Raw genomic sequence first — 2995 nt, forward strand, 5'->3', positions numbered from 1 at the left:
AGCAAGCTCGCTCCCACAGGAAAGAGGAAATGGGGTCAGGCATCGTTCTCGTGCGTCAATTCCAACACCCGATCCACCAGTTTGTTGATGCCCGAGGCGGCTTCACTGATGTTCTGCGCCAGCATGTAGGCGGGTGTGCTGACGAGTTTGCGCGCGGTGTCTTCGACGATGTCGGTAACCAGGCATTCTTCATGGGTGCCGCCCATCTTGGTCACGGCGGCGGCCGTGTCGGCATCCGTGCCGATGGTGCAATTCACTCCCGGGCCGTAGATTTTCGCCGCCAAGGCCGGAGAAATGCACATCAGTCCCACCGGTTTTCCGGCCTCGGCAAAGGCTTCGGTCAATGCCAGGACATCCGGCTGGACCGTGCACCCGGCACCTTCAACAGCAAAATTCGACAGGTTTTTCGCCGAGCCAAAACCACCGGGTACGATGAGCGCGTCGAAATCTTCGGCCCTGGCTTCGCGCAGGTCCTTCACATTGCCCCGGGCGATGCGCGCCGACTCCACGAGCACGTTGCGGCTTTCGGGCATTTCCTCGCCAGTCAGGTGGTTGATGACATGCAATTGGGCAATGTTGGGGGCGAAGCATTGGACCTGCGCGCCGCGCTGGTCGAGACGCAACAGCGTGATCACGCTTTCGTGGATCTCTGCGCCGTCATACACGCCACAGCCGGAAAGGATCACTGCAACTTTTTTGCTCATGGGCTTTTCTCCAGATTCATGGCGTTAAATGTCTACTAATTTGTCACTCGTTGCCATAGGTGGATCTGGCGGCTACACCTAATCTGCCGACTTCTCCCCCCTTGCGTGCCCGGGTCGCAACATGAATTTCATCCTGTATGCCGTGCCGTTTTTCTTCGTGTTGATTGCCGTCGAATTGCTCGCCGACCGCTGGCGTGGCGTGAGCCACTATCGCCTGGCGGATGCGATCAACAGCTTGAGTACCGGGGTGCTGTCGACCACCACGGGGCTGCTGACCAAAGGCGTTGGACTGGTGACGTACGCCTTTGCATTGGAGCACTTGGCAATTATCGAGCTGCCTGCCGATAAAGCCTGGACCTGGGTGTTCGCCTTCGTGTTCTACGACTTCTGTTATTACTGGCTGCACCGCATGGGGCACGAGCGCAACATTCTCTGGGCGGCTCATTCGGTGCATCACCAGAGCGAGGACTACAACCTCTCCACCGCGCTGCGCCAGACCAGCACCGGTTTCCTGCTGAGCTGGATTTTCTATCTGCCGCTGGCGGTCCTGGGCGTGCCGCTGGTGATGTTCATCAGCGTCGCGGCGCTGAATCTGCTGTACCAGTTCTGGGTCCATACCCAGCACATTCCCAAGCTCGGCTGGCTGGAGTGGTTCTTCGTCACGCCGTCGAATCATCGTACCCACCATGCACAGAACCCTCTCTACATGGATCGCAACTACGGCGGGGTGTTCATTATTTGGGACCGTCTGTTTGGCAGTTTCCAGGAAGAGGATGATCGAGAACCGGTGATCTTTGGCGTGACCACGCCGCTGGCGAGCTGGAATCCGTTGTGGGCCAACCTGCAGTTTTATACGCAATTGTGGGCTGATGCGCGGCGGGCCGGGCGCTGGCGAGACAAGCTGCGGATCTGGTTCATGCCCACCGGTTGGCGTCCGGCGGACGTCGCAGCCAAGTACCCGCTGAACAAGCCGGACCTGGGCCAGTTCCGCAAATTCGAGGTGGCGCTGGAACCCCGCCAGCAGGGATATGTGGCGCTGCAGTTCTGCGCCTACATCGCCTTGGGCAGCTATTTGATGAACCTTGAAGACAGCCTGCCGGTCGCCGCCCTGATACTGGGTTGGGGCGCGGTGGCGTTCGGTCTGTTCGTGTTGGGCGTGGTCCTGGAGAATCGCCCTTGGGCGCTGAAGCTGGAACTGATGCGGCTGGCTTCGAGCCTGCCGCTGGTGTGGCTGGCACCGATGACCGGGTTGTGGCCGGCCAGTCCGCTGGCCTGGGCGGGGCTTTGCTGTTATTGCCTGCTCAGCGGTATCGGGCTGTATTGCTGTCGCAGCCGGGTTACTCGTTTGGCGTCGTAGATGCGCCGGACCTGGCCTGTCCCTGGCGCTCGGCTTCGAGGACTTTCCTGGCCAGTCGCGCATTCTTGATGCGCCGACGCAGCCACAAGCCCAAGCCCAGCAACAGCAGGGCACCGAGTACCCACAGTTCGTATTTCTTGATGCTGCCGAGCATGCCTTCGAGCACCGCGCCGAAGTGGTACGCGGCGGCGGCTAGCGCCGTGGCCCAGATCGCTGCACCGATGCCGTTGAGCAGCAGGTAGCGACCCGGCGGATAGCCCGACAGGCCGATGGCCACCGGCATCACCGTCCGCAGGCCGTAGACGAAGCGAAAGCTCAGTACCCAGATGTCCGGATGCTTGCGGATATGTTCCAGCGCCCGATCACCCATCAACTGCCAGCGCGGCTTGCGCGCCAACAGCTTGCGTCCGTGCTTGCGCCCCAGGAAATACCACAGCTGATCGCCCGCATAGCTGCCGCAAAACGCCACGACCACCACCAAGTTGATGTCCATGTAGCCACGGAACGCCAGGAAACCTGCGAGCACGAGGATGGTTTCGCCTTCGAAGAACGTCCCGATAAAGAGGGCAAAGTAGCCGAAGTCATGCAGAAATTGTTGGAGCATTGTCTGGGTGCTGGCGAAATGAACGCGCAGCCTAACCCTTCAGGCACATTCAGGAAAGTATCGAAATGTGTCTCGACGTTAACATTTCCTACAGAAGACAATGACTGCGACTACCGGTCACGCCTACGCACAACTGTCATACGTTCGTCATAATGGCCGCTTATAACTGTCACGCTCGCCCGTCTGCGGGCTCAGGAGTCTGCCGTGAGCTTTACCCCTGCCAATCGTCTGTTTCCCGCTACCCGTCTGCGTCGCAACCGTCGCGATGAATTCTCTCGTCGGCTGGTGCGTGAAAACGTCCTGACGACCAACGACCTGATCCTGCCCGTG

Annotated in this window: 3 protein-coding genes and 1 pseudogene; 2 read left to right on the forward strand and 2 right to left on the reverse strand. The window is 59.9% G+C overall.

Annotated features, from left to right (window positions below; translation table 11 throughout):
• Positions 1–35 precede the first annotated feature (35 nt).
• A complete protein-coding gene (elbB, locus tag OC610_RS24450) occupies positions 36–704 on the reverse strand; it encodes an isoprenoid biosynthesis glyoxalase ElbB (protein WP_264431528.1) in 669 nt (222 codons plus the stop codon).
• Between the two features lie 121 nt (positions 705–825).
• Between elbB and OC610_RS24455 the strand changes: the two genes are divergently transcribed.
• The gene (locus tag OC610_RS24455) at positions 826–2061 is read left to right on the forward strand and encodes a sterol desaturase family protein (protein WP_264431529.1); all 1236 of its coding nucleotides are present in this window, start codon (positions 826–828) and stop codon (positions 2059–2061) included.
• On the opposite strand, the gene OC610_RS24460 is transcribed toward OC610_RS24455, so the two are convergent.
• Positions 2042–2665, reverse strand: coding sequence for a DedA family protein (locus OC610_RS24460; protein ID WP_264431531.1), 624 nt, complete (start codon positions 2663–2665; stop codon positions 2042–2044). The two genes, OC610_RS24455 and OC610_RS24460, sit on opposite strands and share 20 nt — an antisense overlap.
• A 204-nt stretch (positions 2666–2869) precedes the next feature.
• On the opposite strand from OC610_RS24460, the pseudogene OC610_RS24465 reads away from it, so the two are divergent.
• Positions 2870–2995 (forward strand): annotated as a pseudogene (locus OC610_RS24465) (porphobilinogen synthase); the annotation flags it as partial.

The organism is Pseudomonas agronomica (assembly GCF_025917275.1).
GTDB classification, from domain to species: Bacteria; Pseudomonadota; Gammaproteobacteria; order Pseudomonadales; family Pseudomonadaceae; genus Aquipseudomonas; species Aquipseudomonas agronomica.